Origin of the sequence: Paraburkholderia youngii (genome assembly GCF_013366925.1) — a bacterium.
GTDB lineage: Bacteria > Pseudomonadota > Gammaproteobacteria > Burkholderiales > Burkholderiaceae > Paraburkholderia > Paraburkholderia youngii.
The window spans coordinates 744,002-767,711 of the sequence record NZ_JAALDK010000003.1 but is presented as its reverse complement, the minus strand read 5'-3'; the positions used below and the strand labels follow the sequence as shown (position 1 = coordinate 767,711).

The window sequence follows — 23,710 nt, the reverse complement described above, 5'->3', positions numbered from 1 at the left end:
TTAGCGGCATGGCCGCGCCGATTGCCGGTTGCATAGAACATCAATACAGGAGCGAATCATGCCCCAATCAAGCGACAAAATTCTCGATCACGAACTGCTGTTTCGCGAGCCGGAGTATCAAGAGCTCCTTCGCAATAAGAAAGATAACTTCGAGTTCAACCATTCCGACGAGGCGATAAAGCGGGTTGCCGAATGGACGAAGACAGAAGATTATAAACTGAAGAACTTCGCCCGTGACTCCCTGACCATAAATCCAGCCAAGGCGTGTCAGCCTCTTGGTGCCGTATTCGTCGCGAACGGATTCCATAAGACACTGCCTTTCGTGCATGGCTCGCAGGGCTGCGTGGCCTATTACCGTTCGCATTTTTCGCGACATTTTAAAGAGCCGACGTCGTGCGTCAGTTCGTCCATGACAGAGGACGCGGCCGTGTTCGGTGGTCTGAACAACATGATCGACGGTCTCGCGAATGCGTACAATCTCTACAAGCCCGACATGATCGCCGTATCCACGACCTGCATGGCGGAGGTGATTGGCGACGACCTCGACGCGTTCATCAAGAATAGCAAGCAGAAGGGCAGCGTGCCACAAGATTACGACGTGCCGTTCGCGCATACGCCCGCGTTTGTCGGCAGCCACGTGACCGGCTACGACAATGCGCTCCTGGGCATCCTGAAGTACTTTTGGGACGGCAAGGCGGGCACTACTGCACCACTTTTGCGAGTTCCTGACGAGAGCGTGAACTTTATCGGAGGGTTCGACGGCTTCGTGGTCGGAAACATGAAGGAGATTCGGCGTATCTTCGATTTATTTGGCGTAAGCGTGAATATTATTTGCGATCCATCGGGAACATGGAACACGCCGACTGATGGCGAATTTCGGATGTACGAGGGCGGGACTACGAAAGAAGAGGTCGAACGTGCGCTGAACGCCAAGGCAACGTTCGTCTTTCAGGAGTATTGCTGTGAGAAGACCAGCAAGTTCCTCGCCGATCATGGCCACGAAGTCGTGTCACTGAATGCGCCTGTCGGCGTTTCAGGTACAGATCATTTCCTCATGGAGATTTCGCGCGTGACGGGAAGACCAATCCCGGCTGAACTTGAAAAGGAGCGTGGGCAACTAGTTGATGCGATGGCAGACAGTCAGGCGAGTCTGCACGGCAAGCGGTATGCGCTCTATGGCGATCCAGATCAGATGCTCGGTTACACGAACTTCCTGCTCGAGTTGGGCGCGGAGCCGGTGCACGTGCTCTCGACGAACGGTAACGAGGGGTGGGCGGAAAAGGTTAGGGCATTGCTGGACGCGTCGCCATATGGTGAAGGATGCAAGGTCTATCCAAAGCGCGATCTATGGCACTTGCGCTCGCTGCTATTTACGGAACCAGTGGATTTCCTGATCGGCAATACACACGGAAAGTACTTGGAGCGCGACACTGGTACGCCGCTCGTCCGACTCGTGTTTCCGATTTTCGACCGCCACCATTACCACCGCTATCCGACGTGGGGGTATGCGGGGGCATTACGCGTTCTATTAGCGCTGCTGGATGAATTCTTCGAGACACTCGATGCAAGCACGATTGGCATCTCGAAGACCGATTACAGCTATGACATCATCCGGTGAGGGGTGGGGCCGTTCGGGGCTGGGCTCAGTGTTGAGTGCTAAAAGGGGCAGTTCAACCCTCCGGAAAGCATGCGTATTGGGTCTCCCTAGAGAATGAAAGGGACTTCCCCGTCCCGAGGCTGCGGCGGAAGCCGCGAGTCGGCATCAATGTGCCAGGATGAAGTTGCGAACGTTCATCGACACCAGCGAGAGGGGAAGTCCATGGCTATTATCACTGTCGGAATCGATCTTGCCAAGAATGTATTTGCCGTTCACGGTGTGGACGAGACCGGTAAGGCGATGCTGATCAAGCCGCGTGTTCCGCGCGATCAGCTGGCGACGTTGATCGCACAGTTGCCTGCGTGCCTCATTGGCATGGAAGCGTGCTCCGGCGCGCATCACTGGGCCCGCATGTTCCAGCGGCACGGCCATACGGTCAAGCTCATGGCGCCCAATCTTGTCGCGCCTTATCGCATGTCGGGCAAGCGCGGCAAGAACGACGCGGCGGATGCTGCTGCAATCTGCGAAGCGGTGACGCGCCCGAGCATGCGTTTTGTGCCGCTGAAGGACGAACATCAGCAGGCAACGCTTTGCCTGCATCGGACACGACAAGGTTTCGTCGAAGAGAGGACAGCGACCTACAACCGGTTGCGAGGCCTGCTCTGGGAATTCGGCGTGGTGCTGCCACAGAGCCCGGACAAATTGCGCAGGTACATCACGGAACATCTGGACACATTGCCTGGCTGGGCAAAGCGCAGTATCAGCGATCTGCTTGAGCATGCCGGCCATATCGAGGATCGCCTGCTCGAATACGACCGTGCGATCGCTGAGATCGCGCGTGAGGACGCGCGTAGCAAGAGGCTGATGCAGTTGCGCGGCATCGGCCCAACCACGGCAAGTGCGCTGCTCGCCAGTATTGGTGCCGGGCACGACTTCAGAAACGGCCGACAGGTGGCAGCCTGGATCGGACTTACGCCCGGTCAATATAGCAGCGGCGGTAAGGCGCGGCTGGGCAGCATTACGAAAGCAGGTGACGCCTATCTGCGCGGCCTGCTGGTCAACGGTGCCCGCGCTGTCATTGCTAACCTCGGCGAGAAACAGGATCGCTTCAGCCGATGGGCCCGAACCCTAGTCGAGCGCCGGGGCTACTGGCGGGCAGCCATCGCGATAGCCGCAAAGAACGCGAGATTGGCGTGGGCTGTGCTGAAATATGGTGATGACTTCAAGCTCGAACCAGTGGCAGACTGACTCCGATTCGAGGCTGTCGGCCAACCTGCAACGGGAAACGGGCGCAGACATCATGAGCACATAGAAACGATCACTTTGCACTGCCAGCGGTGATGTGAAGCGGGTTGGACCCGCGCGGAGCGTACCTGAATAACACGGCGGGGATATCCATTCCCGGCTAGAGAATGAGGCCTCTGCGCGCGTCTTTCATCAGGGTCCGGACCATTGGTCCAACATGACCGGTTGTAGAACCGCAGTCCTTCACCTTCTCACACGCACCAGCGCGGCATTGCAGCATGTATCAACAGCGAACCTCGATTGAGCTTGTGCTCAACGGGGAAGCCCTTGTAGCGTGTTAGGAACTTTGAAGTACTGACACGGCGTGGACAAGCATGAGCATTGCGAAGACGAAATGAAGCCCAGCGAGAGTTTCGGGGAGCCGTTCATAGTCACGTGCGAGACGCCGGAAACGGTTGAGCCAGCCAAAGCTGCGCTCGACCACCCACCGGCGGGGGAGCAGAACGAAACCCTTTTTCGTTTCTTCGAGTTTGATCACCTGAAGGTCAATGCCCTCGTCGAACGCAGCCTGCGCTGGCTCTTTGCCCGTGTATCCCTGATCGGCAAATGCCACCTTGACCGTTCGTCCCGTTACCTGCTGGACCTGCCGCGCAAGCTCCGCTACCTGTGCGCGCTCCTGTTCATTGGCTGGGGTCACGTGCACCGCCAGCAACTGTCCCAGCGTGTCTACTGCAATATGTACCTTACTACCGCGCTTGCGCTTATAACCGTCATAACCCGCACGCGGGCCGCTCTCGCAGGTCGCCTGTCTCGTGCGGCCATCGAGGATGACCGCGCTGGGCTGTCCCCGACGGCCCTGTGCCACGCGTATCACCGAGCGCAGGTCACTCACCATGCTCTCAAAGCAGCCAGCCTGCAACCAGCGTTGAGTCTGCTGATACACCAACTCCCACGGCGGGAAATCATTGGGCAGCATCCTCCACGGCGCGCCGGCACGAGCCATCCAGCGCAATGCATCAAACATGTCGCGCAGTTCGTATTTGCGCTGGGGCGCGTCAACGTCCATCAGCGTCAGATACGGCGCCGCGAAACTCCATTCCTCATCCGACACATCAGTCGGATACCCTTTGCGGTCGGTTGTTTTCATCCCGCCAGGATACCAGGCCTCAATCGAAGTTCCTAACACGCTCTAATTGCTCGACATCGCTGGCTTCGTCCGCGTTGCTGTTCCAATAGCATCCTCAAGACCGAAGCGCGAAGGCAAGAATCGACATTAGGAGCGGCGCGACGATTGCGCCGGACCTTTCGCGAAGCGTCGGCGGTTAGTCGACCAGAAGATGACGATCGACTCCTCCGCGCTGCATTTTGCCATTCATAGCGCTACTTAGAGGCGTTAAGGAAGGTCTGCAAAAGTCCTGGCATTGAGATTTCGGTGAACTATCTTGGGATGAAGGGAGTGAGTTGAGGAGAGCCCAGATGACGCAACTTGGACTTGACCTGGATCTGACAACGAAGCGCACGCGTAAGCGAGAATTTCTCGATGAGATGCGACGCGTTGTGCCTTGGTTGAAGCTCATTGCGCTGATCGAACCGCACTATCCGACTGGCAAGACTGGACGGCCGCCGTTCCCGATCGCGACGATGCTGCGCATTCATGTTATGCAACAGTGGTTTGGTCTGTCCGATCCAGCGATGGAAGAAGCGTTATATGACGTGCCGCTGTATCGTGACTTCGCAGGACTTGACGGCGGCATGACGCGTTTGCCGGACGAGAGCACGATTCTACGGTTTCGTCACCTTCTCGAAGCGCATGGACTGGCTGCGCAGATGCTCGCGATGGTCAATGAAATCCTGGTGGACAAAGGCCTGATGCTCAAGACCGGGTCGGTCGTCGATGCCACGTTGATTCCGGCGCCCAGTTCGACGAAAAACAACTCCGGAACGCGCGATCCCGAGATGCGTCAGACGCAGAAAAGCGGTAACTGGTACTTCGGAATGAAAGCGCACATCGGCGTGGACGCAGAGTCGGGCCTGGTCCACACCGTCATCGGCACGGCGGCCAACGTCCACGACATTACGGAGGCTCATGCGCTATTGCACGGCCAGGAAACGGACGTGTACGCTGATGCGGGATATCAGGGGATCGAAAAGCGTCGCGAGACTGGCGGGGTGCGCTGGCACATCGCGATGAGACCAGGCAAGCGCAAAAAGCTGGATCTGAGTGATCGTTTGGACGCGATATACGATCAGATCGAGCGGCTGAAGGCCGGCGTCCGCGCCAAGGTCGAACATCCGTTCCGCGTCCTCAAGCGGCAGTTTGCCTACACGAAGACCCGATATCGAGGTTTGATGAAGAACACAGCCCAGATCACGACGTTGTTTGCTCTGAGCAATCTATGGATGGCGCGTAGAGCTTTGCGCAAGGCTTGATAACCGAGGCGCCGTGTCTTGCGCCTCAGTAGCGCTGCACGGAGCGGCGTAAACCGCAGGCGCCTTAACGACTCAACAAATTTTCATCACCGCCACTGCGAAAAATATAGAAGGTCAGCGCTCGAAATGCGGGTTATGCAGACCTTCCTTTAACAGACCAAAGCAATCATTTTGTTAAGGCTTCTTAGTGCTACGGAGAGCCACACGGCATATCGCAATCTCACGAACGGCTGCAAAGCATTTCGGGACGCATTGCGCAATTCGGAGCGCGGATGGACAAGTGCAAGAATTTATATGGCCTGCGACGCGGTAACGCACACAAGCACTGCGTAAAACATCAGTTGATTGCGATCAACGCTATCGGCCACGAATTCGGACACACTGCAGAAGGTTAATGGCTAAAGGTAATGACAATGATAAAGCAACTCCGCAATGTGGCTGCTGCACTACTCCTTATGTCACCATTTGGACCGCACGCAGCTAACGCCGCCGACAGTGCAGTCGTCGGAAACTACGCAGGTGATTGGTTGGTACGCCTCCGCGCGATAAGCATTGAACCGCAAGTTCGCAGCACTGACACGCTTTCCGCGCTCGATGTCGGCGTAAGCAACGCGCTGGTCCCAGAGGTCGATTTCACTTATATGGTACGGGACAGCATCGGCGTGGAGTTGATTCTTGGTACCTCACGTCATCACCTGACGTCGAATCTCGGCGACCTTGGTGGCGTTAACGTGCTGCCACCGACATTGTTATTGCAATATCATTTTAATCATGGGGGACGCGTTCGACCGTACGTTGGTGCCGGACTCAACTACACGCTCTTCTATAACAACGGATTGCACGCGGGAGGTGTACCCGTCTCTATAAAGAATCACAGCTTTGGTCCTGCGCTGCAGGTCGGGATTGACGTGCAGGCATCAAAGAGTCTATTCGTTAACGCCGACATCAAGAAGATATGGATGAAGACTGACGCATCGCTTAGCGGCTCGACAATTGGCGCCTTGCATGTCGATCCGGTGGTCATTGGTATTGGCGTCGGGGTGAAGTTCTAGACGTTGCGAATCTCAAGCGACAGACGGTTCAGTGAACGGCTGGCTTCGCTCCTAGTACAGTGGTTAACTTGGGAGAAGATGGGCATGACAGATAGGAAAGCTTTTAAGGAGTGGTTAATCCCCATCGGTGGTTGGCTGTTCGTTTCCCTTGCTGGGTGCAGCCCCAAGTTTCTCGTCCTGAGTCCCAAGGGTAGCGTAGGCACGGCGGAGAGATCACTCCTCGCCTCGGCCACATGGGCCATGCTGCTGATCGTAGTGCCCGTTATTATCCTCACGCTTACCTTCGCGTGGCGCTACCGCGCGTCGAACCGCAGCGCACGCTACGTCCCGACCTGGGTTCACTCAACGGCGATTGAAGTGGTGGTCTGGGCCATACCCGCTGCCATCATTCTGTTCCTCGCCATCCTTACGTGGCGTACCACGCATGAGCTCGACCCTTATAAACCCCTGGAATCAGACGTGATGCCCATCAACGTCGAAGTCGTCGCGGTCGACTGGAAATGGCTCTTTATCTATCCTGACCTCGGCATCGCTACACTGAACGAATTGGCGGTGCCTGTGAGCACGCCGGTCAATTTTCGCATCACGTCGGACTCGGTGATGAACTCATTCTTCATCCCGCAACTTGGCACTCAAGTCTACGCGATGGCCGGCATGCAAACCCGGTTACACCTGATCGCCGACGAAGCGGGCGACTTCACGGGCTTCTCGTCGAATTACAGCGGCAAAGGCTTCTCCGACATGAAGTTCCGTACGGTGGCTACGAGCCAGCAGGGCTTCGATGCGTGGGTGGAGACGGTAAAAGCTTCATCGACCCAGCTTACGATGGATCGGTACGCAACGGTCACGCAGCCGCAGGCAAACGCGCCCGTGCAGTACTTTTCGAAGGTCGACCGGAGGCTTTTCGACAAAATCGTCGGCAAATACAACAACGGCAACGTCGCGGATTTCACTGTCTCATCGTGCGTAACCAAAGGGTAAACAGCCATGTTCGGAAAACTCACATTAGACGCGATGCCGTTCGATCAGCCCATCATCATGGGGGCGTCGGTGTTCATGGCGCTTGTTGTCCTCGGCGTGTTCTGGCTGGTCACCTTACAAGGTAAGTGGAAGTACCTCTGGGTCGAGTGGCTCACGAGCGTGGACCACAAGCGCATCGGCGTCATGTACATGATCGTGGCCGTGCTCATGTTGGTGCGCGGCTTTGCCGACGCCGTAATGATGCGCCTTCAACAGGCCGTCGCGTTCAATTCGCCAGGCTATCTGCCGCCGGATCACTTCGACCAGATCTTCACGGCGCATGGCGTCATCATGATCTTCTTCATGGCGATGGCGCTCATGGTAGGCTTCTTCAATCTCGTCGTGCCATTGCAGATCGGCGCGCGCGACGTGGCGTTTCCGTTCCTGAACTCGCTTTCATTCTGGTTGACCGCAGTCAGCGCGGTGTTGATCAATCTGTCCCTCGTAGCTGGCGAATTCGCGAAGGTCGGCTGGCTCGCGTATCCGCCGCTTTCCGAGCTGAAATTTAGTCCTGGCGTTGGAGTGGACTACTATATATGGGCGATCCAGCTCTCGGGTGTCGGCACCTTGATGTCGGGCGTGAACTTCTTTGTCACAATCATCAAGATGCGCGCGCCGGGGATGTCGCTCATGAAGATGCCCGTGTTCACATGGACGGCGCTCTGCTCGAATGTCCTCATCATGGCGACGTTTCCCATTCTCACGGTCGCGGTAGCGCTGCTCGGCCTCGATCGTTATATTGGCACGCACTTCTTCACGAACGAACTTGGTGGCAACGCCATGCTGTACTTGAACCTGATTTGGGCGTGGGGCCACCCCGAAGTGTATATTCTGGTGCTGCCCGCTTTCGGCATCTATTCGGAAGTGATGGCTACCTTCTGCAAGAAGCCGCTATTCGGTTACAGGACGATGGTCTACGCATCGTGCGCGATCATGTTACTTTCGTTTCTTGTTTGGGCGCACCACTTCTTTACCATGGGCTCAGGCGCCGACGTCAACGCATTTTTCGGCATCGCCACAATGATTATCGCGATTCCAACCGGCGTCAAGATCTTCAATTGGCTATTCACGATGTATTGGGGGCGCGTTCAATTCGCCGCGCCCGTGTTCTGGACTATCGGTTTCGTGGTGACGTTCTCTATCGGTGGCATGACCGGCGTGATGATGGCGATCCCGGGCGCGGACTTTGTGCTGCACAATTCGCTTTTCTTGGTCGCTCATTTTCATAACGCCATCATTGGCGGTGTGGTGTTTGGCTATTTAGCTGGCCTGCAGTACTGGTTTCCGAAGGTGTTCGGTGTCAAGCCCGATGACAAGCTCGGCAAGGCGTCGTTCTGGTGCTGGTTCGTCGGCTTTTATGTGGCCTTCGTACCTGTTTATGTGCTCGGCTTCATGGGCGCGACGCGCCGCACAAATCACTATGATGTGGCTGAATGGCAACCATACTTCATCGTTGCGGCGCTCGGCGCAGCGATCATCGCGGTGGGGATCCTGTTACAGGTTCTGCTGTGGGTGATGGCATTCGTGAACCGCAACGAGGCCGAGTGCAAGGATATGACAGGCGATCCATGGGATGGGCGCACGCTCGAATGGGCAACTTCCTCACCGCCGGCGGTCTACAACTTCGCTCTCATTCCGCAAGTGGAGGACATTGACGCCTTCGCGTACATGAAAGAAGCGGGCCGCGGCCTTGGGCTGGCGTCAAAGTACGTGGACATCCATATGCCATCCAATACGTCGGCGGGTTTTTTCACAGGGATGTGCAGCTTGGTGCTGGGTTTCGCGGCCGTATGGCACATCGCGTGGCTCGCTTTGCTAGGTTTCATCGGGATCGTCCTCACGATCATCATAAAGAGCTTCGACAAGAACGACGGATATTACATTCCCGCGGCGATGGTCCGTGAGATCGAAGAACGGCGGTTTGGCACCAGAGTCCCGATGGGCATTAACGGTCCAGTCGCCGAGGAGGCTTACTGATGTTACAGAAAACCGTTGGCGTAGATTTTTCAGAAGTCGATTATCAAGATCATCCACAATCGCACTCGGTGTTCGGCTTCTGGGTGTATCTGATGACCGACTGTATGCTGTTCGCGGCGCTCTTTGCTACGTTCAGCGTGCTGAGGCACCAGTTCGCCGGTGGCCCTACGGGTCACGATCTCTTCGATCTATCGGGCGTGGCGCTGGGAACCTCTGTGCTGTTGCTTTCTAGCATCACCTATGGTTTCGCGATGTTGGGTGTGCCGCGGGCAAGGAGCGGTGTCGTGCTCGGTTGGCTCGTGATCACATTCATTCTTGGCGCGTCGTTCCTCGCGCTCGAACTTTGCGAGTTCTCGCAGCTGATCGCGGAAGGCGCGGGTCCGCAGCGCAGCGCGTTTCTCTCAGCCTTCTTTACGCTCGTCACTGCGCACGGAATTCACGTTTTCTTCGGCCTGCTGTGGATGCTCGTACTGATGATCCAAGTGCTGCGGGTGCCTCAGCTTGGTGAGCAGGAGGTCCGGCGGCTAACGTGCCTGAGCCTATTCTGGCACTTCCTCGACGTAGTATGGATCTTCGTGTTTTCTTTCGTCTATCTGGGGAGCATGCTCTAATGGATTATGCACAGACTCACGCGGGGTTGCATGGCAGCCTCACTAGGTACCTCGCGGGCTTCTTTTTGTCGGTATTACTTACGGCCGGCGCATTCGGTGTCGGGCTGTACGATGCCATCGATGCAACTACGGCCATGATCGCGATCGCCGTACTCGGCTTTTTGCAAGTCGTCGTGCACCTTGTGTGCTTCCTACATCTGACCCTCTCGCCTGGGCAGGGATGGAACGTGCTTTCACTCTGCTACACCATACTAGCCGCTGCGTTTCTGATCCTCGGCACGGTCTGGGTGATGCGGAATGTCGAGATGCTGATGATGTCGCGTTAGTCAGTTGCCTGCGGGCTTTGCTTTCCGGCGCCGGACATGCACTAGCCCCGCACCCACTTCCATGCGACCTGGCTGCCCGCGAAACGCCGATTCCGCTCCACGCAACAGAATCGCATCAGGAATATGTTCCTCTGCCATGCGATCCGTACACCTATTCGCCTATTTGGTTGATCGCTTGCAGTTTCGCCTAGAGCGTGTTAGGAACTTCGATTGAGGCCTGGTATCCTGGCGGGATGAAAACAACCGACCGCAAAGGGTATCCGACTGATGTGTCGGATGAGGAATGGAGTTTCGCGGCGCCGTATCTGACGCTGATGGACGTTGACGCGCCCCAGCGCAAATACGAACTGCGCGACATGTTTGATGCATTGCGCTGGATGGCTCGTGCCGGCGCGCCGTGGAGGATGCTGCCCAATGATTTCCCGCCGTGGGAGCTGGTGTATCAGCAGACTCAACGCTGGTTGCAGGCTGGCTGCTTTGAGAGCATGGTGAGTGACCTGCGCTCGGTGATACGCGTGGCACAGGGCCGTCGGGGACAGCCCAGCGCGGTCATCCTCGATGGCCGCACGATACAGTCGACCTGCGAGAGCGGCCCGCGTGCGGGTTATGACGGTTATAAGCGCAAGCGCGGTAGTAAGGTACATATTGCAGTAGACACGCTGGGACAGTTGCTGGCGGTGCACGTGACCCCAGCCAATGAACAGGAGCGCGCACAGGTAGCGGAGCTTGCGCGGCAGGTCCAGCAGGTAACGGGACGAACGGTCAAGGTGGCATTTGCCGATCAGGGATACACGGGCAAAGAGCCAGCGCAGGCTGCGTTCGACGAGGGCATTGACCTTCAGGTGATCAAACTCGAAGAAACGAAAAAGGGTTTCGTTCTGCTCCCCCGCCGGTGGGTGGTCGCGCGCAGCTTTGGCTGGCTCAACCGTTTCCGGCGTCTCGCACGTGACTATGAACGGCTCCCCGAAACTCTCGCTGGGCTTCATTTCGTCTTCGCAATGCTCATGCTTGTCCACGCCGTGTCAGTACTTCAAAGTTCCTAACACGCTCTAAACAAGCGAGTTATGGCCCGTCCGTTTCGAGCGGCGGCGAGTGAATGGCGCGGGTTCGGTTCGCAATCGTCGGTTTTTGTCGGCACTTTTCAGGGACCAAAGGCTTAGTCGCCCTGCTTGCGCTGTTAATGACAGTACTTTAGCTAGAAGTGAAGTCGGGGTGCTGAAGCGACGCGAGCAAGGTGAAAGATATACGGAGCAATTTGCATCGCGCCCCTGAGAACCGGCCAATGGTGAGGCCTATGATTAGCCAGGCGGCATGCTTGATCAAGGCCTTACCGGACGAAAAGCCGTGACCACGCTTCGGACGTCGACATCCGGCACTCGCGGTCGACAAGCACATCCAGCCGAGTTCTTCGAACATCATCGCTTGCGCTCAATGCACGACGCCGAAGAACAAAATTGCGCCTTCGGCTGCGTCAGGCCCGCCTTGAAGTAGCCTTCCAACCGGTCGGCGGTCACTTCGTCGAGAATGAAGGGCGGGTGAATGTAGCCCGCGGCGAATGCCTGGTCGTACCAGTCGCTGAGCCACGCGCGAAGTTGGGTCATTTCCTTCGGCAGAATGCTCAAGGCATCGTCGTGCATATTTCTTTCCCCGGCTCGCTGAACGATGAGGCGGCGGTGAGAAGACGTGCCACGTGGCGTTGGCATGGCGAGAGAGGTAGACCGAGCACGCACCGGTCGGCCGATCCATCTGTATGCGCGCGCGGCATGTTCCCACGTGAAACGAAGCGGTCCAGCAGGCGGACAAGCGCCCAGTAATCGCGCGTCGGGCCAACGAGCTTTTCGTGTTGAGAGCGCAGCGATGTGTAGGCCGCCATGGTTTTCCCCTCGATCTACGATGATTCGATGGTATGGCGATCGGAGCGCGCGTCCAATCGGAGCCGGACGAATGTTGTCTCAGGAAGCGCTGGTTGCGGCCGTCAGGACTTCCTGAATCGGATCGCCCTTGTGCGGCGGAAATTGAAGGTTTACCTATCGGCGGGCTTTCTGCGCTAATGGCCTCAGGATTTCCCGATGCGTGATTCAGGATCTCATACCCTGATTTTGCAGTAAGCGCTGAATGCGGTAGGAAGTCTGCTAGTCGATAATGGACATGAAGACATGCAACGTCGACTTGACGAATTATGATGGGCTATCTGTCGGAGAGGGAGAACGTCGTCTCGCAGATCGACGCGATATGTCTGCGACTGTTCGACACTTGGTGCGAGACGCGCAGCTTGACGGCGCTTGCGTATCTGATGCATTGCTGGCCATTGCGCGACAGTAGCCCCAGCGCGCTCAGGCGCCTTGGCGAAACACTTCGCGATTTGCGGCGGAATCACGCGAATCGGATCGACGACTGTGACTTCCGCGCGCTCTGCGAAGTGGCAGATCTGATCGACGAAGTGGCCGTGCCGCGCAGAGTCACGCAGATGGCGCGAGCGGAGTAGGGAGAGAAAATGCAAGCATAAGCGCAAAATTCGTGGAGCGTGCGGCGGATTTGACGCAGCGGTGCGCGTTGTCGCAGCGGACCTTGAAGTCGGCGAGGGCGCGTAGGCTAGGCTCTGGATCGAGGTCCAAATATTGGACTCCCACATGGCGGCACTCGCGCGAATATTTGGGATAGGAGCCGGTTCGCGTGAACCTGTGAGTGGAAAGCGATCTTGCAACTCGTTGAGCGGTATCTCGAAGGAAACACCGCATCATGACCGATTTGGCCGCTTTAGTCGCGCACAAGGGCACGATTCTTATCGTCGACGATACGCCGGGGAATCTTGGTGTGATTGTCGACAGCTTCGAGGCGCACGGCATTCGGGTGCTGACGGCGCTCGATGGTACTGAAGCGGTCGAGCGTGCGGTCTTTGCGCAGGCGGACGTGATCCTGCTCGAAGTGGAGATGCCAGGCATCGACGGCTTCGAGACCTGTCGACGCCTCAAGCACGATGAGCGCACGTGCGACATCCCGGTCATATTCATGACCTCGCTCACAGGCAACGCGGACCGCGTCGAAGGTTTTTTGGTGGGCGGCGTCGATTATGTAACCAAGCCGTTACGTGTCGATGAGACGCTGGCTCGCGTTGGCGTGCACCTTGAGCTGCGGATGATGCACAAGCAGGTGCTCGCGCAGAACCACCTGCTGCTCGCGGAAGTAGCCGTGCGAAAGAAGACGGAAGCGGTGCTATCGGCAGCGCGCGACGATCTGGAGCACCGCGTCTCGTTGCGCGCCGAAGAGCTCGCGCATGCCAACACGAGCTTGCTGGCGCAGATCGACGAGCGGAGGCGTGCAGACGCTCGTCTCAAGGAAAGCGAGGCTCGCTTTCGCGCGATTGTCGAAACGAGTCCGGTGCCGCTGTGCATCACGTCGATGCCTGACGGACACATCCTGTACACAAACCGGCCGCTGCGTGAGCTCTTCGGTATGGAAGAAGCCTCGTCCGCCAATATCGACGATTTCTATGCCGAACGTGGCGAGCATGAGCGTCTGATCGAGCATCTACAAACGAAGGGTGGCTTGCGCAATACAGAAGTCAAATTGCGGCGTCTTGACGGTACACGATTCTGGGCGATGGTGACGGCACGCGTTGCGACTTACGACGATTCTCCGGCGATCTATGTTGGCCTGAACGACATCACTGGGCGCAAGCAAATGGAGCAGGAACTCGTCGAATCGCGCGAGGAGCAGCGCGAACTGTCCGCGTATATGGAGGCGATTCGCGAAGAAGAAAGAAGGCGCATTGCGATGGAAATTCACGACGAACTGGGGCAATTGCTGACTGCGCTTAAGATGGACGTGTCCCTGCTCAAAATGCGTATAGCGTACGACGCGGAAGCGTCAAAAAAAGCCGACGATATGCGCCAACTAGTCGAAGGCACGATCTCGATGGTGCGAAATGTCGCGAGCCATTTGCGGCCCGCCGCGCTCAACTTCGGAATTGCGTCTGCCCTTGAATGGCTTGTCGACGAGTTCAACCTCCGGAATGCTATTGTGTGTGAATTGCGCATCGAAGGCGGAGAACCCTCGCTGTCCGATTCACATGCCACGGCCTTGTTCCGCATCGCACAGGCGTCGCTGACGAACGTCGCGCGGCATGCCGACGCCACACATGTCGAGGTGACGCTTGTTTCGACGGCGGCGAAGCTCCTGCTGCAGGTGCGTGACGATGGCCGCGGCTTCGACCAGCAAGTCGTGAGGGGCGACTATTCATATGGCCTGCTCGGCATGAACGAACGCGCGCGGCTGATTGGCGGATCGCTTTCAATCGAAAGTGCGCCGGGCGCGGGCACCATGGTTTCAATTCACATTCCGCTCGATGGCGGACTTCGAACATGATCAGGATACTCATCGCAGACGATCATGCAATCGTCCGTGGTGGACTCAGACAAATCATAGCTACTACGAGCGATATCGTCGTTGTGGCGGAAGCGGCACAGGGGTCAGAAGTGATCGATGGGTTGCGCTCGCGGGTAGTCGCCCTTTTGTTGCTCGACACGACGATGCCAGGCATCAGCGGTATCGTCCTGATTCGCAGAGTACGGGCGGAACATCCTTCATTGCCGGCGCTCGTACTGAGCATTCACGATGAGCCTCAAGTTGCGTCCCGCGCACTGCGCGCGGGAGCGACGGGGTATCTGACCAAGGACAGTGACCCGGAAGTGCTGCTCGCAGCGATCCGCAAGCTCGCGGAGGGCGGGCGTTTCCTCGACCCGGAGCTTGTCGATGCAATGGTCTTCGATACTCAGCGCGACGACGTGCCTCCTCATAAAGTACTGTCGGATCGCGAATTCCAGGTGCTGCAGATGCTCGGGGCGGGCAGGAGCATCAATGAAATCGCCGAGACATGTACGCTCAGTGCGAAAACTATCAGTACACACAAGATGCGATTAATGCGCAAACTCGGGCTGTCCAACAACGCCGAGTTGATTGGATACGCGATCCGGCATGGGCTGATCGTCGAGTAGAAGGATGCTGGCAATCGCCTGATGAAATGAAGTTACGAGTGGTCGTCAGCGAGTTCGCACGCATTTCTCTTGCCGCGCGGGCGACTTTGAGCGCGCTAAGGATGGCTGGCGCAATGCATTGTAAGAAGTATCTGCCGGCGATTCACATTTCGCGACCGGGTAATCGATTTTTCCGCTCCTACAGATATTGCTCCAGGGAATTGGGATTGACTTGGACCGGTAAGCCTTTGCTTGCTCCAGCGGTGATCGGCGAAAGTCCGATAGCGTCCGTCAAGCTCAGTCACGCGTTTGACCTGTATCACGATGGCGCTATGTCGCCGAGTGGCGCTAGATAATGCAGCGCTTCGATACTGTCCAAGGGTGATTCCACCAAGTTGACGGTAAAACGAGCGGCGGCCGGGATGACCGTTTGGCCTGCCGAGATTCCCGAACCGGCTTACGTCAAGCACGTCTTTGTCAAAGACAGCGCGCGGCTCAATAGCCGGGCCGAAAATGGTAATTAGCCGACCGTGAACGCGAGCGACGCATGCGTGGCTTCCGCGATCCTGAACGCGCGCAGACTTTCTTATCAAGCTTCGGTCCCATCCGTCAGCACTTTGAGCTCAAGCGACATCTGCTACGCGCCTCGCTCTACCGCAAACAGCTCGCGGCACGCTTCACCGCGTGGCGGCGTTTGGCAGACGTCACGAAGTTCCGTCCGCTTTCTGAGCCAGCGTTTTCCCGCCCCGCTAGGTTAGACCGTGGCCAGGAGATCCTGAATCACCCCACGCACCACACGTTCGAGCCCGAGAGTTCAACTAGAACCCGGACAGCAGATTGCATCGAAGGCCTAGAGTTCATCTGGCTCGTTTGACAGTCTGGATATACGGAAGCAGTCGATTACCAGCGTCGCCACCACTTGAAAGAAAGCCTGATAAACCGGGCGCGACGATATAAGGTGTAAAGTAAGCGCGAAATAAGGCGCACCTAGCCTCCGTAGTCGGGAAGATGCAAGCTGCGCCCGCAGACTTGGATTGCGGACGCAGATAATGACCGACACTGACTTTGACTTTTTCCCCCTGCGGGTGATCCGGACATGTGCTGATGGCAAGCATGGATCCAACCCGGAGGGCAAGCGCAAGCTGATCGAGGCCTGCCGCCTGCCTGGCGCATCGCTGGCTGGCTTGTCGCTGAAGGCCGGGGTGAATGCGAATCAGTTGCACAAGTGGGTGCGCCTGGAAGAGCAGCGTGAATGTACTGCTGTCGCAAATGCCGATCTTGGGCAAGCACCATCGGCATTCGCGACAGTCGTCACAATCGACGACGCGGCCCCGGCGTTGGTCCCAAGGGGAGCTGTGCCACCCGCATCGGAATCGACGCCACAGCGTGAACCTTCTCGTCCTTCGCCGCGCCCGGCATCGCTGGCGGGCCTGTCGGCGACGCTGCCCAATGGGGATCTCGTTGAGCTCGAGTGTACCGGGCGCGACGCTTCACTCGTGACGGCGATGATCGCAGCATTACGAGCGAGTGATGTCCTCAAGCGGCATGTCCTCTCCGCCTCGCCCCAAGGCGTCCGTAGTATCTGGTTGCGCCACGATCTGCAGACGATGCCGAAGCGCCTGAAGGCCATGGAAGCCAAATCCGCCCAGGAGGGGGTTCGTGATGACCATGGCACAGTTCGTCGCGCTCGAACGCGCCAAGCACGAGCAGGAAGTGCACGATGAACTCGAGTGCGAATGTCCAGCGCTACTGCGGCGCGCAGGATACGTTCTATGTAGGTAGCCTCAAGGAGCACTGTCACGTTAAATTGCTCGCGACGCAATAGCGGGGAGGGAAAGCGCTTGTTCAGAAAACGGACGGAACTTGGGTGATCTCTGTGAAACGCAGCTATGCGGCGAAACGTTCCCCGAGCTGTTTGCGGTAGGGTGAGGCGCGTAGCAGATGTCGCTTGAGCGTGAAGTGCTGTGAGATCGAACCGAAGCTCGATGAGAAAGTCTGCGTGCGTTCAGGATCGCGGAAGCCACGCATGCGTCGCTCGCGTTCACCGGTCGCCGACTGAGGACTGCTTTCGGCCCGATTACTGACCTGAGCGCTGGCTGAGCCGGAACGCGCGACTTGCTTCAAACCTTTGAAGATAAAAGGTTCATCGAAGGAAGCCGTGGAGCTTTAGGGAGCGATTGCGTAGCCTGAGACCTGAGTTTAAGGAGCGCAGGAGGCGGGGTTGTTCGATCGCATGGCACTGCAGGCACTGGCGTGCTGGACGGGTTATCGTTGGGGCGCGTGGAATGGCCGCAAGGTGAAGGCCAGACGCTATCGCTGTAACTGAAGCCGGTGAAGCAAGGTTATGTATCGCGAGCAGTGTGGAGCGTGGTGCCGGCAGATCCATGAGACGACGGTTCGGTGCGTCCGCGATCTCCCGCCGTTCGAGTACCGGGTGGTGCTGCATGTGCCGCGCCACCGGGTTTGGTGCGAGAACTGCCATGGTCCACGTCTGCCAGCCCAGATCGTAGAAGGCAGCCACCGCCTGTACGCTGTCCGCCTGCACCAACTTCTCGCAGGCCTTGGCAGTACCGTCGCACCGTAGTGCGAGCGGGTGTTCCAATTGCATCAGTCGCACATCTACGGGCAGTAGTACTTGAGGTAGCTCATGATCGTGAAAAAAAGTCGACAAGCTCGTGGGGTAGAAGTCTGCACAGTGAATGCGGACCGTCGCCGCGGGAAGCAACGGAAGGCGACTGAGGAAGTGAACCGTCTCGATTCCCCTTAGGGGCGAATCTGGATGTGTGATTCGCTCAGTGCAAGAACAAGCTAGAGCATCAGGGGTGCTGGTACGCCAAGGAGAAACTTATCGTCCTGTTCACGGCCCGATGCTAGAGCGTGTTAGGAACTTTGAAGTACTGACACGGCGTGGACAAGCATAAGCATTGCGAAGACGACGAAATGAAGCCCAGCGAGAGTTTCGGGGAGCCGTTCATAGTCACGTGCGAGACGCCGGAAACGGTTGAGCCAGCCAAAGCTGCGCGCGACCACCCACCGGCGGGGGAGCAGAACGAAACCCTTTTTCGTTTCTTCGAGTTTGATCACCTGAAGGTCAATGCCCTCGTCGAACGCAGCCTGCGCTGGCTCTTTGCCCGTGTATCCCTGATCGGCAAATGCCACCTTGACCGTTCGTCCCGTTACCTGCTGGACCTGCCGCGCAAGCTCCGCTACCTGTGCGCGCTCCTGTTCATTGGCTGGGGTCACGTGCACCGCCAGCAACTGTCCCAGCGTGTCTACTGCAATATGTACCTTACTACCGCGCTTGCGCTTATAACCGTCATAACCCGCACGCGGGCCGCTCTCGCAGGTCGACTGTATCGTGCGGCCATCGAGGATGACCGCGCTGGGCTGTCCCCGACGGCCCTGTGCCACGCGTATCACCGAGCGCAGGTCACTCACCATGCTCTCAAAGCAGCCAGCCTGCAACCAGCGTTGAGTCTGCTGATACACCAGCTCCCACGGCGGGAAATCATTGGGCAGCATCCTCCACGGCGCGCCGGCACGAGCCATCCAGCGCAATGCATCAAACATGTCGCGCAGTTCGTATTTGCGCTGGGGCGCGTCAACGTCCATCAGCGTCAGATACGGCGCCGCGAAACTCCATTCCTCATCCGACACATCAGTCGGATACCCTTTGCGGTCGGTTGTTTTCATCCCGCCAGGATACCAGGTCTCAATCGAAGTTCCTAACACGCTACAAGGGCTTCCCCGTTGAGCACAAGCTCAATCGAGGTTCGCTGTTGATACATGCTGCAATGCCGCGCTGGTGCGTGTGAGAAGGTGAAGGACTGCGGTTCTACAACCGGTCATGTTGGACCAATGGTCCGGACCCTGATGAAAGACGCGCGCAGAGGCCTCATTCTCTAGCCGGGAATGGATATCCCCGCCGTGTTATTCAGGTACGCTCCGCGCGGGTCCAACCCGCTTCACATCACCGCTGGCAGTGCAAAGTGATCGTTTCTATGTGCTCATGATGTCTGCGCCCGTTTCCCGTTGCAGGTTGGCCGACAGCCTCGAATCGGAGTCAGTCTGCCACTGGTTCGAGCTTGAAGTCATCACCATATTTCAGCACAGCCCACGCCAATCTCGCGTTCTTTGCGGCTATCGCGATGGCTGCCCGCCAGTAGCCCCGGCGCTCGACTAGGGTTCGGGCCCATCGGCTGAAGCGATCCTGTTTCTCGCCGAGGTTAGCAATGACAGCGCGGGCACCGTTGACCAGCAGGCCGCGCAGATAGGCGTCACCTGCTTTCGTAATGCTGCCCAGCCGCGCCTTACCGCCGCTGCTATATTGACCGGGCGTAAGTCCGATCCAGGCTGCCACCTGTCGGCCGTTTCTGAAGTCGTGCCCGGCACCAATACTGGCGAGCAGCGCACTTGCCGTGGTTGGGCCGATGCCGCGCAACTGCATCAGCCTCTTGCTACGCGCGTCCTCACGCGCGATCTCAGCGATCGCACGGTCGTATTCGAGCAGGCGATCCTCGATATGGCCGGCATGCTCAAGCAGATCGCTGATACTGCGCTTTGCCCAGCCAGGCAATGTGTCCAGATGTTCCGTGATGTACCTGCGCAATTTGTCCGGGCTCTGTGGCAGCACCACGCCGAATTCCCAGAGCAGGCCTCGCAACCGGTTGTAGGTCGCTGTCCTCTCTTCGACGAAACCTTGTCGTGTCCGATGCAGGCAAAGCGTTGCCTGCTGATGTTCGTCCTTCAGCGGCACAAAACGCATGCTCGGGCGCGTCACCGCTTCGCAGATTGCAGCAGCATCCGCCGCGTCGTTCTTGCCGCGCTTGCCCGACATGCGATAAGGCGCGACAAGATTGGGCGCCATGAGCTTGACCGTATGGCCGTGCCGCTGGAACATGCGGGCCCAGTGATGCGCGCCGGAGCACGCTTCCATGCCAATGAGGCACGCAGGCAACTGTGCGATCAACGTCGCCAGCTGATCGCGCGGAACACGCGGCTTGATCAGCATCGCCTTACCGGTCTCGTCCACACCGTGAACGGCAAATACATTCTTGGCAAGATCGATTCCGACAGTGATAATAGCCATGGACTTCCCCTCTCGCTGGTGTCGATGAACGTTCGCAACTTCATCCTGGCACATTGATGCCGACTCGCGGCTTCCGCCGCAGCCTCGGGACGGGGAAGTCCCTTTCATTCTCTAGGGGCGGTGCTCCGGAAGCAACCCGTATACGGTGCGCGCCATCACATGCTTGGCTTGCGTATCATTGCCGGCCCCACTGCCGTCGTCCCGCCGCCTGTTCGCTGCGCGTACTGGCCTAGGGAAAGTCTGCAAAAGTCCTGGCGTTGACGTCTCGGTGGACTATCCTGGGAGAAGGCAGGTTTAAGGGGTACCTCGATGACACAGCTTGGTCTTGGTCTGGATCTTTCAACGAAACGCACGCGCAAGCGGGAATTTCTCGATGAGATGAGGCGCGTTGTGCCATGGTCGAGGTTGATTGCGTTGATCGAACCGCACTATCCAAGGGGTAAGACTGGAAGGCCGCCGTTTCCTATTGCGACGATGCCGCAGATCCACTTCATGCAGCAGTGGTTTGGTCTGTCAGACCCGGCGATGGAAGAGGCGCTTTATGACGTGCCGCTGTATCGTGAATTTGCTGGGCTGGACGAGGGTATGACGCGTTTGCCGGACGAGAGCACGATTCTCCGGTTCCGTCACCTTCTCGAAACGCACGGCCTGGCTGCGCAGATGCTAACGCTGGTCAATGAGATCCTGAGCGAGAAAGGCTTGATGCTGAAGGTGGGGTCGGCGGTCGACGCTACCTTGATTTCCGCACCCACTTCGACGAAGAACGGCTCTGGTACACGGGACCCGGAAATGCACCAGACGAAGAAGGGAAATCAATGGTACTTCGGGATGAAAGCGCACGTCGGCGTGGACGCAGAGTCGGGCCTGGTCCACACGGTCATCGGCACAGCCGCCAACGTTCATGACATCAATGCGGCCGAAGCGCTGTTGCACGGCCAGGAAATGGATGTGTACGCTGACGCCGGATATCAGGGTATCGAAAAGCGCTGCCAGGTAAGCGCGGTTCGCTGGCATGTCGCGATGCGACCAGGCAGGCGCAGACAACTGGACCTAACCGATCGGCTGGACGCGATATTCGATCAGATTGAACGCCTGAAGGCCGGCATCCGCGCCAAGGTTGAACATCCGTTCCGCGTCCTCAAACAGCAGTTTGGCTATACGAAGACCCGGTACCGGGGGTTGATGAAGAACACCGCCCAGATCACGACACTATTTGCTCTGGGCAACCTGTGGATGGCACGCAAGGCTTTGTGGAACGCTTGAAACGCTCGCAGATTCAGGCCGCGAATCTCGGCAAACAGTGGTCGTCACGCTTCAAAAAGCCAGGCGACCAACCTGCCAGCAGACTCTCATGGCTGATACGACGCAAGTGGCAAACGGCCAACTCTCTGAAAACGAGTTGTGCAGACCTTCCCTAGAAGGTTGGTCAACAGCGGCTGCATTTAGGCCTGGCTCCGAGGATCTTCGGTGCGGTGTAGCGGGTCGACCGTTCTCGTCGTCTGCCATCACCAAGTAGATGAGTACGAGGAGGAATGTCACGAAAAAGCAAAAAAGCGGTTTGGAGGCCGTTCCATGGCTTGACGTCCACATACCAAACCATTCGCCACCGATCATCATGAAAATCACTTGCCACGTCAGGAAACCCAGCGTAAGTCCCGAAATGGCCCACCCTCTGGCCGATAGGAACGTTGCATCGCCATCATGGCGTGCACGCATCAACTTTAGCCCGCCCAACCAGCACAGGGCAGCCGTCCGTATCTGCATCGCAATCGTGGTCATATAGCCATACATGATGGACCTGCGTCCGGCGGATTGACCGATAGAGGGTTCCGTTTTCCGGAAAAGTCGTATCCATTAAAAACACATGACGTACGAAAGCGAAGTTGTGGCGTAATCGGTAATGTTGTCGATGGCCACGACCGAGGTAAGCAGGGCCATTGCGAGTACCATTGCGGCTTTGGAAAGGCGGACTGAGTCAGACTTTCCTATTGTTCTGATTGCACTGCCTCGCGTTAAGGGCGGTTCGGCAACCCAGAAAATTGCTCACGTCAGTCTTCTCATTACAGCGCTCACTGACCTTGCCCCTGTTTGACGTATCCCATAGCCGAGGGAATTCAGGCGGCTCGGTGGGCAGCGAGCCAGTTCTTCTCGAACGTCATAGAGCTGACGTAATCGAGCGTCGAGTGTAGCCGATGGGCATTGTAGAAACCCAGCCAATCAACGATTTCGTCCATCACCGCGCGCCGTGTGGCGAAGTGCCGACCATGCAGGCGACCGACTTTCAGCGAACCCCACAAGCTTTCGGTCGGCGCGTTGTCCCAGCAATCGCCACGGCGGCTCATCGACGAACGCATGCCATATGCTTTCAGCGTGTCCTGAAACAGCCCGCTGCAATACTGGCTGCCCCGGTCGCTGTGCATGATCAGGCCCGGCGGCGGACGCCGTCTGAACCATGCCATGCGCAGCGCGTCAGTGACCAGCTCGGCCTTCATGTGAGGCTGCATCGACCAGCCCACCACCTGCCGGCTGAACAGGTCGATGATGACCGCCAGATAAACCCAGCCTTCTGCAGTCGCGCAGTACGTGATGTCGCTCGTCCAGACCTGATTCGGCGCACTCGTCGTGAAGTTACGCTTCAGCAAGTTCGGCGCGACCGGCAGGTTATGGTTCGAATTCGTCGTCGCGATGAACTTGCGCTTGTGCCGAGCACGAATGCCGTGCCGTGCCATCAGATGGCGAACCCGCTCCTTACCCACGCGCACACCACGTGCAACCAGTTCTTTCGTCATGCGCGGCCAGCCGTACTCACCCTTGACCTGCGCATGGATCGCGCGGATGTTGGCCAGCACGGCATCGTCGCTGATTCGTACCGGGCCGTGCCTCTCCCGGCCCGCTGCAGCCCGCTGACGCCGCTGGTGATACCCGCTCGGGCTGACCTCCAGCAACTCGCACAGCAGCGACGCCGGCCAGCGCTTGTGCTCCCGTTCGATAAAGGCGTACTTCACGGCGATTCTTTCGCAAAGTACGCTGCCGCCTTTTTTAGAATGTCGCGCTCCATCTTCAGTCGCGCATTCTCCGCACGCAGTCGAGCCAGCTCCATCTGCTCCTCGGTTACCGGCTTCGTACCCGGGCCGACCAGCGTTCCTTTTCGGTCCGCCTGCACCCAGTTCGAGATCGTCTGGCTCGACACCCCCAGAATCGCCGACACCGCTGCCAGGCTCTGGCCGGCCTTCACCAGCCGCACCGCCTCCAGCTTGAATTCCAGGGTGTACCGCGCACGCTTCAATTGGCTCATCTTCGTTTCTCCTTGCTGCAGTTTAAACCTCAGCAAGGGATACCTTTTTTAGGGGCAAGCTCACACAAAGATGGCGGGGCGACAGAAGGAGGGCG

Annotated in this window: 19 protein-coding genes and 5 pseudogenes; 17 read left to right on the top strand and 7 right to left on the bottom strand. The window is 57.8% G+C overall.

Annotated elements, in window-relative coordinates:
- Positions 1–58: 58 nt before the first annotated feature.
- A complete protein-coding gene (gene nifK, locus G5S42_RS41950; protein ID WP_176112422.1) occupies positions 59–1,618 on the top strand; it encodes a nitrogenase molybdenum-iron protein subunit beta in 1,560 nt (519 codons plus the stop codon).
- A gap of 201 nt (positions 1,619–1,819) precedes the next feature.
- Positions 1,820–2,845 carry an IS110 family RNA-guided transposase gene (locus G5S42_RS41945; RefSeq protein WP_176112039.1) on the top strand — a complete coding sequence of 342 codons (1,026 nt, stop codon included), beginning with the start codon at positions 1,820–1,822 and terminating at the stop codon, positions 2,843–2,845.
- A gap of 334 nt (positions 2,846–3,179) precedes the next feature.
- Here G5S42_RS41945 and G5S42_RS41940 read toward each other — a convergent pair whose 3' ends face one another.
- The gene (locus tag G5S42_RS41940) at positions 3,180–3,989 is read right to left on the bottom strand and encodes an IS5 family transposase (protein WP_176112421.1); all 810 of its coding nucleotides are present in this window, start codon (positions 3,987–3,989) and stop codon (positions 3,180–3,182) included.
- Between the two features lie 329 nt (positions 3,990–4,318).
- Between G5S42_RS41940 and G5S42_RS41935 the strand changes: the two genes are divergently transcribed.
- The 7 genes from G5S42_RS41935 to G5S42_RS41905 all read left to right on the top strand — a co-directional run bounded on the left by G5S42_RS41935 (position 4,319) and on the right by G5S42_RS41905 (position 11,301).
- Positions 4,319–5,272 carry an IS5 family transposase gene (locus tag G5S42_RS41935; protein WP_176112420.1) on the top strand — a complete coding sequence of 318 codons (954 nt, stop codon included), beginning with the start codon at positions 4,319–4,321 and terminating at the stop codon, positions 5,270–5,272.
- A 413-nt stretch (positions 5,273–5,685) separates the two neighbouring features.
- On the top strand, positions 5,686–6,324 hold the full coding sequence (locus G5S42_RS41930) for an OmpW/AlkL family protein (RefSeq protein ID WP_176112419.1): 639 nt from the start codon (positions 5,686–5,688) through the stop codon (positions 6,322–6,324).
- Positions 6,325–6,408: 84 nt separating this feature from the next.
- On the top strand, positions 6,409–7,305 hold the full coding sequence (gene cyoA, locus G5S42_RS41925) for a ubiquinol oxidase subunit II (RefSeq protein ID WP_176112418.1): 897 nt from the start codon (positions 6,409–6,411) through the stop codon (positions 7,303–7,305).
- A gap of 6 nt (positions 7,306–7,311) precedes the next feature.
- Entirely contained in the window at positions 7,312–9,321 is a 2,010-nt protein-coding gene (gene cyoB / locus G5S42_RS41920) for a cytochrome o ubiquinol oxidase subunit I (protein ID WP_176112417.1), read from the top strand.
- The gene (cyoC, locus tag G5S42_RS41915) at positions 9,321–9,932 is read left to right on the top strand and encodes a cytochrome o ubiquinol oxidase subunit III (RefSeq protein WP_176112416.1); all 612 of its coding nucleotides are present in this window, start codon (positions 9,321–9,323) and stop codon (positions 9,930–9,932) included. The genes cyoB and cyoC overlap by 1 nt, the downstream gene beginning before the upstream one ends.
- Entirely contained in the window at positions 9,932–10,258 is a 327-nt protein-coding gene (cyoD, locus tag G5S42_RS41910) for a cytochrome o ubiquinol oxidase subunit IV (protein ID WP_176112415.1), read from the top strand. The genes cyoC and cyoD overlap by 1 nt, the downstream gene beginning before the upstream one ends.
- A gap of 233 nt (positions 10,259–10,491) precedes the next feature.
- Positions 10,492–11,301, top strand: a complete 810-nt coding sequence (locus G5S42_RS41905) for an IS5 family transposase (protein WP_176112414.1) — start codon at positions 10,492–10,494, stop codon at positions 11,299–11,301.
- A gap of 372 nt (positions 11,302–11,673) precedes the next feature.
- On the opposite strand, the gene G5S42_RS41900 is transcribed toward G5S42_RS41905, so the two are convergent.
- Complete coding sequence (locus G5S42_RS41900) at positions 11,674–11,895, bottom strand: hypothetical protein (protein WP_376777290.1); 222 nt, start codon at positions 11,893–11,895, stop codon at positions 11,674–11,676.
- A gap of 542 nt (positions 11,896–12,437) precedes the next feature.
- On the opposite strand from G5S42_RS41900, the gene G5S42_RS41895 reads away from it, so the two are divergent.
- The 6 genes and pseudogenes from G5S42_RS41895 to G5S42_RS41870 all read left to right on the top strand — a co-directional run.
- Entirely contained in the window at positions 12,438–12,743 is a 306-nt protein-coding gene (locus G5S42_RS41895; RefSeq protein ID WP_176112413.1) for a hypothetical protein, read from the top strand.
- Between the two features lie 254 nt (positions 12,744–12,997).
- Positions 12,998–14,623 (top strand): response regulator, encoded by a 1,626-nt coding sequence (locus G5S42_RS41890; RefSeq protein ID WP_176112412.1) that lies wholly within the window; start codon positions 12,998–13,000, stop codon positions 14,621–14,623.
- Positions 14,620–15,252 carry a response regulator gene (locus G5S42_RS41885; RefSeq protein WP_176112411.1) on the top strand — a complete coding sequence of 211 codons (633 nt, stop codon included), beginning with the start codon at positions 14,620–14,622 and terminating at the stop codon, positions 15,250–15,252. Before G5S42_RS41890 ends, G5S42_RS41885 begins: the two co-directional genes overlap by 4 nt.
- Before the next feature lie 416 nt (positions 15,253–15,668).
- Positions 15,669–15,943: pseudogene (locus G5S42_RS41880) on the top strand (IS6 family transposase); the annotation flags it as partial.
- Positions 15,944–16,280: 337 nt separating this feature from the next.
- Positions 16,281–16,757 (top strand): annotated as a pseudogene (locus G5S42_RS41875) (transposase); the annotation flags it as partial.
- Positions 16,755–17,020 (top strand): annotated as a pseudogene (locus tag G5S42_RS41870) (IS481 family transposase); the annotation flags it as partial. The pseudogenes G5S42_RS41875 and G5S42_RS41870, both read left to right, overlap by 3 nt.
- A gap of 98 nt (positions 17,021–17,118) precedes the next feature.
- Here the strand turns inward: G5S42_RS41870 and G5S42_RS44975 are convergent.
- Positions 17,119–17,328 (bottom strand): annotated as a pseudogene (locus G5S42_RS44975) (IS6 family transposase); the annotation flags it as partial.
- A gap of 124 nt (positions 17,329–17,452) precedes the next feature.
- On the opposite strand from G5S42_RS44975, the pseudogene G5S42_RS41865 reads away from it, so the two are divergent.
- Positions 17,453–17,725, top strand: a pseudogene (locus G5S42_RS41865) (ISL3 family transposase); the annotation flags it as partial.
- Between the two features lie 386 nt (positions 17,726–18,111).
- Here the strand turns inward: G5S42_RS41865 and G5S42_RS41860 are convergent.
- Positions 18,112–18,924, bottom strand: coding sequence for an IS5 family transposase (locus tag G5S42_RS41860; RefSeq protein ID WP_176112410.1), 813 nt, complete (start codon positions 18,922–18,924; stop codon positions 18,112–18,114).
- A gap of 370 nt (positions 18,925–19,294) precedes the next feature.
- Positions 19,295–20,320 carry an IS110 family RNA-guided transposase gene (locus G5S42_RS41855; protein ID WP_176112039.1) on the bottom strand — a complete coding sequence of 342 codons (1,026 nt, stop codon included), beginning with the start codon at positions 20,318–20,320 and terminating at the stop codon, positions 19,295–19,297.
- A gap of 309 nt (positions 20,321–20,629) precedes the next feature.
- On the opposite strand from G5S42_RS41855, the gene G5S42_RS41850 reads away from it, so the two are divergent.
- Positions 20,630–21,583: an IS5 family transposase gene (locus tag G5S42_RS41850; protein ID WP_176112274.1), complete on the top strand. Its 954-nt coding sequence runs from the start codon at positions 20,630–20,632 to the stop codon at positions 21,581–21,583.
- A 51-nt stretch (positions 21,584–21,634) separates the two neighbouring features.
- On the opposite strand, the gene G5S42_RS45620 is transcribed toward G5S42_RS41850, so the two are convergent.
- Positions 21,635–22,099, bottom strand: a complete 465-nt coding sequence (locus tag G5S42_RS45620; protein WP_312883733.1) for a DUF2165 family protein — start codon at positions 22,097–22,099, stop codon at positions 21,635–21,637.
- A gap of 335 nt (positions 22,100–22,434) precedes the next feature.
- A protein-coding gene (locus tag G5S42_RS41840; RefSeq protein ID WP_376777289.1) for an IS3 family transposase occupies positions 22,435–23,615 on the bottom strand; the annotation gives its coding sequence in 2 pieces (ribosomal slippage) (positions 22,435–23,351 and positions 23,351–23,615; 1,182 coding nt in all).
- Positions 23,616–23,710 lie beyond the last annotated feature (95 nt).